Annotated in this window: 7 protein-coding genes and 1 pseudogene; 1 reads left to right on the top strand and 7 read right to left on the bottom strand. The window is 71.7% G+C overall.

Annotation, left to right across the window (positions count from 1 at the left end):
• From VGD32_RS03475 to ald, 7 genes and pseudogenes are all read right to left on the bottom strand, one after another.
• Positions 1-670, bottom strand: a pseudogene (locus tag VGD32_RS03475) (peptidase M23); the annotation flags it as partial.
• Complete coding sequence (gene rlmH / locus VGD32_RS03470) at positions 670-1134, bottom strand: 23S rRNA (pseudouridine(1915)-N(3))-methyltransferase RlmH (RefSeq protein ID WP_331030509.1); 465 nt, start codon at positions 1132-1134, stop codon at positions 670-672. The pseudogene VGD32_RS03475 and the gene rlmH, both read right to left, overlap by 1 nt.
• Before the next feature lie 9 nt (positions 1135-1143).
• A complete protein-coding gene (rsfS, locus tag VGD32_RS03465; RefSeq protein ID WP_331030508.1) occupies positions 1144-1563 on the bottom strand; it encodes a ribosome silencing factor in 420 nt (139 codons plus the stop codon).
• 116 nt (positions 1564-1679) lie between these two features.
• Positions 1680-2372, bottom strand: a complete 693-nt coding sequence (locus VGD32_RS03460) for a nicotinate-nucleotide adenylyltransferase (protein WP_331030507.1) — start codon at positions 2370-2372, stop codon at positions 1680-1682.
• A gap of 68 nt (positions 2373-2440) precedes the next feature.
• A complete protein-coding gene (locus tag VGD32_RS03455) occupies positions 2441-2629 on the bottom strand; it encodes a hypothetical protein (protein ID WP_331030506.1) in 189 nt (62 codons plus the stop codon).
• A 49-nt stretch (positions 2630-2678) separates the two neighbouring features.
• A complete protein-coding gene (gene obgE, locus VGD32_RS03450) occupies positions 2679-3737 on the bottom strand; it encodes a GTPase ObgE (protein WP_331030505.1) in 1059 nt (352 codons plus the stop codon).
• A gap of 202 nt (positions 3738-3939) precedes the next feature.
• Positions 3940-5058, bottom strand: coding sequence for an alanine dehydrogenase (ald, locus tag VGD32_RS03445; protein ID WP_331030504.1), 1119 nt, complete (start codon positions 5056-5058; stop codon positions 3940-3942).
• 145 nt (positions 5059-5203) lie between these two features.
• Between ald and VGD32_RS03440 the strand changes: the two genes are divergently transcribed.
• The coding region (locus VGD32_RS03440) for an Lrp/AsnC family transcriptional regulator (protein ID WP_331030503.1) at positions 5204-5521 on the top strand (318 nt) is incomplete at its 3' end.

Genomic DNA, 5521 nt, shown 5'->3' with positions numbered 1-5521 from the left:
CGAGCGCGAGCAATCGGGCCTCGAGGGCGCGCGCGGCCCGCTCGGCGGTTTCGGCCTCGGCCCGCAGGACGGCTCGCAGCCGCGTCTGGCGGGCGGCGAGGGCCTCGGCCCGGGCGCGGCGGTCGCCCTGGGCGCTCTCGGCGGTGAACAGGGCTTCGCTGTTGAGGGCGGCCAGCCTGCGGACGCGCGTGATCTCCGTCTGCTGGTCCGCCAGCACGCGGGCCCGCGCCTGGAGCTCCGGGGCCATGGCCTGCATCAGGATGGCGGCGCGGACGGTGTCGACGGCCTGGTCGGCCGGCACCAGCAGGGGCGGCGGCGGGCGGCGGCTCATCATCTGCAGCGCCGACAGCAGCCGGGCCTGACGCCCGCGCGCCAGCGACAGCCGCGCGACCAGCGCCGCCTCGCGCCCGCTCAGCTCCTTCAGGCGGGCCCGCTGGGCGGAGATGGTCCGGTCCCCCGCGGCGACGTCGGCCCCGAGCGCGGCCCGCTCGCGTTCCAGGCGGGCGATTTCCGCGGCCGCGTCGGCGGCTTCGGCGCGCAGCCGCCGGGCGCGGGCCTGTTCGTCGCGGAACTCGGCCCGCAGACGGTCGACCTCGGCCGTCTGCGGCGCCGCGGCGGCGACGGGCAGGGCGGTCAGGACGAACAGCAGGGCGAGGGCGGCCGGGCGCATCAGTCCCTATGATAGGGCGATCCGGCCAGGATGGTCACGGCGCGATACAGCTGTTCCGCCAGCATGGCCCGGGCGAGGGCGTGGGGCCAGGTCTGGGGGCCGAAGGCGAGGGTCGAGGCGGCGGCGGCGCGGACGCTGTCGTCGAGCCCGTCGGCGCCGCCGATGGCGAAGGCCAGCCGGCGCTCGCCCCGGTCGCGCAGCATGGCGATGTGGTCGGCGAAGGCGCGGCTGGAGAAGGTCTTGCCGCGCTCGTCGCAGGCGATCAGGTGCGCGCCCTCGGCCGCCTTGAGGATCAGCTCGGCCTCGACCGCCTTGCCGGGCTTGCGCGCTTCGAGGTCGATCAGGTCGAGGGGGCCGAGGCCGAGCGCGCGGCCGGCCAGGGTGGCCCGTTCGGCGTAGTCCGCCGCCAGCGTCGCCTCGGGGCCGCGCCCCGGCCTGCCGATGGCGATGACGGCCAGCTTCATGCGGTCAGGTCAGGCGCGGGCGTCGACGCGGTGGCCGCTGTCGACCGACCAGATCTTCTCGATGTTGTAGAAGGCGCGGACTTCCGGCCGGAACAGGTGGACGATGACGTCGCCGGCGTCGAGCAGCACCCAGTCGCAGTGCGGCAGGCCCGAGACCTTGACGCGGCCGAGGCCCTGTTCCTTGAGCGTGCGCTGCAGGTGGTCGGCGAGGGCGCCGACGTGGCGGTGCGACCGGCCGGAAGCGACGATCATGGTGTCGGCCATGGGGCTCTTGCCCTTCAGGTCGATCAGGACGATGTCCTGCGCCTTGTCCTCGTCGAGACGCGACAGGATGGCCTGTTCCAGCGGGGTGGAGCCGACGGGAAGGGGAGCCTGGTGACCGTTATCCGGGGGACCGTCTTCGGAATGGATGGGCGCGATGGGGTCCATCTCGTGCGCCGTGTTGGAAACGGCGCTGTCTTGCGCATCGTGCGCGGGCGAGGGGGTCAGCGGAAGGCTCCAGGGAGATTACTAAAGGGACAGTCTAGCACAAACGGGCCGGGGCGTCACGCGTTGCGCCGCGCCGCGCCCCCGCCGGCCCGTGCGCGGGCTCTCAGGACGGTCGAGGAGCGGGGGTTGAGCGGGGCCGTGAGGTAGGTCCAGGCCGGCGCCTCGAGACAGGGCAGCAGCCGGGCCTTCGAGGCCGGGACGCGGGCGGCGGCGAAGCGGGCGGCGGCGGGGGCGGTGCGGCTGTCCAGCTCGGAACCGGGGCGGGCGATCACCGCCACCGGCGCCAGCCGCAGGATGTCGGTCCAGCCGCGCCAGCGATGGAAATCCGCCAGATTGTCCGAGCCCATCAGCCAGACGAAGCGCACGCCGGGGTGGCGGGCGATCAGGGCGCGCAGGGTGTCGACGGTCCAGCGCGTGCCGATGCGGCTCTCGACGTCGGAGACGATCATGGCCGGGCCGTGGGCGGCGCGGGCCGCGGCCGCCCGCGCCGAGGCCATCCGCGCGGGCAGCGGGGCGCTGTCGCGGGGGTCCTTGAGCGGATTCTGCGGCGAGACCAGCCAGACGACGCGGTCGAGACCCAGCCGCCGCAGGGCCGTCCCGGCCACATGGGCGTGGCCGTCATGGGCCGGATTGAACGAGCCGCCCAGCAGCCCGACCTTCATGCCCGGCCGCAGGTCGAGCCCGTCGCGCAGGCCGCCCCGGCGGGGGCCGGAGGCTCGCGGGGCGGGGCCGGCGTGGAAGAAGGGCAAGGCGGGCTCGCGCGGGGGCTTATGCTCAAACCTGAGCTAACACGCCCGGCCCGGGGTGTCGCCTGCGCTCAGTGCGGCTGCTTCTTGAAGGTGTCGCCGACCTCGGTGGCGTCCGGGCCGTCCGGGCCGGCGCTCTTCTGGACCCGTTCGGCGTTGCGCTTCACCGCGGCGTCGGAGGTCGAGGCGTCGGGCCGCCCCAGCGGAATGGCGCCGTTGTCGTCGCGGCCTTCGGTCTGGATGGGCTTCTGATCGCTCATGGCGGGGCTCCTTTCGACAGGAAAGAAGCCGCCGCCGCCGGCGGTTCCCCTATGGCGCCCAGCCGCCCGGGGTTTCGACGACGGTTTCGTCCCTTTCGGCGGGCGCGACCTCGCCGCGGTTGCGGCGCACCTCGGTCCAGGCGGCGCGGAGCAGTTCGGTGACGCCCTCGCCGGAGACGCCGGAGACCAGCATGGGGCGCTTGCCGGCGACGGCTTCCAGCTCGGCGGCCTTCTCCTCGCGCGCCTCGGGGGTCAGGGCGTCGATCTTGTTGAGGGCCAGGACCTCGGGCTTGTCGGCGAGGCCGGCGCCGTAGGCTTCGAGCTCGTGGCGGATGATGCGGTACGCCTTGCCGACGTCGTCCTGTGTGCCGTCGATCAGGTGGATCAGGCAGCCCGAACGCTCGACGTGTCCGAGGAAGCGGGTGCCGATGCCGGCGCCCTCGTGGGCCCCTTCGATCAGGCCGGGGATGTCGGCGATGACGAAGCGCTCGGTGGCCGACAGGTCGACTACGCCGAGGTTGGGGACCAGCGTCGTGAACGGATAGTCGGCGATCTTGGGCCGGGCGGCCGAGGCGGCGGCGAGGAAGGTCGACTTGCCAGCGTTGGGCAGGCCGGCGAGGCCGACATCGGCGATCAGCTTCAGGCGCAGCCAGATCCAGCGCTCCTGACCTTCCTGGCCGGGGTTGGCGTAGGCGGGGGCCTGGTTCGACGGCCCCTTGAAGCGGACATTGCCCCAGCCGCCGTTGCCGCCCTTGAGCAGCAGCTCGGTCTTGCCGGCCACGTCCATGTCGAGCAGCACCGTCTCCTTGTCCTCGTCGAGGACCTGGGTGCCGACCGGGACCTTGAGGATGACGTCCTCGCCCTTGGCCCCGTGCATCTGCCGGCCCATGCCGTGGACGCCCGTCTGGGCCTTGAAATGCTGCTGGTAGCGGTAGTCGATCAGGGTGTTCAGCCCCTCGACGGCGGTGATCCAGACGTTGCCGCCGTTGCCGCCGTCGCCGCCGTCCGGACCGCCGTTGGGAATGAATTTCTCGCGCCGGAACGAGACGGCGCCCGCGCCGCCGTTGCCGGAGCGGATGTAGATCTTGGCCTGGTCGAGAAACTTCATCGCGGGCTTATGTAGGAAAAGCGCGGCGAATTACAGGCACCGCGCCGTCCTTCTCCCCTTGCGGGAGAAGGTGGCTCGCGAAGCGAGACGGATGAGGGGTCGCACCGCATGCAGTGCGAGACCCCTCACCCGACCGCACAAGGACGACGGCTGCGCCGCCGTGTGCGGTCTCCCTCTCCCGCAAGGGAAGAGGGAAGCGTTCTCAGCCCTTGGCCCACACCCCGAACGGATCGCTCCACGACAGGCCGAGGGCCTCGGCCACGGCCGGGTAGGTGAGCTCGCCCTTGAGCACATTGAGGCCACGCGCCAGGTGCGGGTTGTGCTTCAGCGCCTCGAGGCCCTTGTCGGCCAGGGCGAGGCCGAACGGCAGGGTCGCGTTGTTGAGGGCTTCGGACGAGGTGCGCGGCGCGGCGCCGGGCATGTTGGCGACGCAATAGTGGACCACGCCGTCGATGACATAGGTCGGATCCTCGTGGGTGGTGGCCTTCGAGGTCTCGAAACAGCCGCCCTGGTCGATGGCGACGTCGACCAGCACCGAGCCCGGCTTCATCTGCTTCAGGTGTTCGCGCTTGATCAGCTTGGGCGCCTCGGCGCCCGGGACCAGCACGGCGCCGATGATGACGTCGGCCTTGACCATCTCCTCCTCGATCGCGCCGATCGAGGAATAGCGGGTGATGACGCGGCCGCTGGTGACCTCGTCGATATAGGCCATGCGCGGGATGGAGCGTTCCAGCACGACCACCTCGGCGCCGAGGCCCATGGCCATGCGGGCCGCGTTCAGGCCGACGACGCCGCCGCCCAGCACCAGCACGCGGGCCGGAGCCACGCCCGGCACGCCGCAGAACAACAGGCCCATGCCGCCGTTGTGCTTGAGCAGGGTCTCGGCGGCCGAGAAGACGGCGATGCGGCCGGCGACCTCGGACATCGGGGCCAGCAGCGGCAGGCCGCCCTGGGCGTTGGTGACGGTCTCATAGGCGATGGCGGCGCATTTCGACGCCATCAGGCCCTTCGTCTGCTCGGGGTCCGGCGCGAGGTGCAGGTAGGTGAACAGGATCTGGTCCTCGCGGAGCATCTCCCACTCGACCTTCTGCGGCTCCTTGACCTTCACGATCATGTCGTTGCCGGCGAAGATGGTCCTGGCGTCGGCGACGATCTGCGCGCCGGCCCTGGTGTAGTCGGCGTCGGTGAAGCCCGCGCCGAGACCGGCGCCGGTCTCGATCGAGACGGTGTGGCCATGGGCCACGTATTCGCGCACGGCGGTCGGCGTCAGGCCGATGCGGTGCTCGTTCTTCTTGATTTCCTTGGGGACGCCGACGCGCATGGGGTTCCTCTTTCGACGGTTCGCGGGCGCGCTCTGTGGCCGCCTCGCCTCGCGCGGCAATCTAGCGGCGGTTCGGGCGCAGGTTCCTGTTCTTTTCGCCGCCTGAACGCCGTACAGTCGCAGAATCTGCGAAGGGAGCCGTGGATTGAAGACCGTTTCCGCCGTCGCGCTTGACGACACCGACCGCCGGATGATCCGCGCCCTGCAGGGCGACGGGCGCATGACCAACGCCGATCTGGCGCGGACGGTGAACCTGTCGGAGAGCGCCTGCCTGCGCCGCCTGAGGGCGCTGGAGGCGGCGGAGGTGATCAGCCGCTATGCGGCCATCATCAACGAGCGGGCTGTCGGCCTGCCGATCAGCGTGTTCGTGACCGTGACCCTGTCGTCGCAGGCGGAAAGCGCCCTCACCGCCTTCGAAACGGCCATCGCCACCGTGCCGGAGGTGGTCGAATGCTATCTGATG

Origin of the sequence: Brevundimonas sp. (genome assembly GCF_036402095.1) — a bacterium.
GTDB lineage: Bacteria > Pseudomonadota > Alphaproteobacteria > Caulobacterales > Caulobacteraceae > Brevundimonas.
This window is presented reverse-complemented; position numbering and strand designations above follow the sequence as displayed.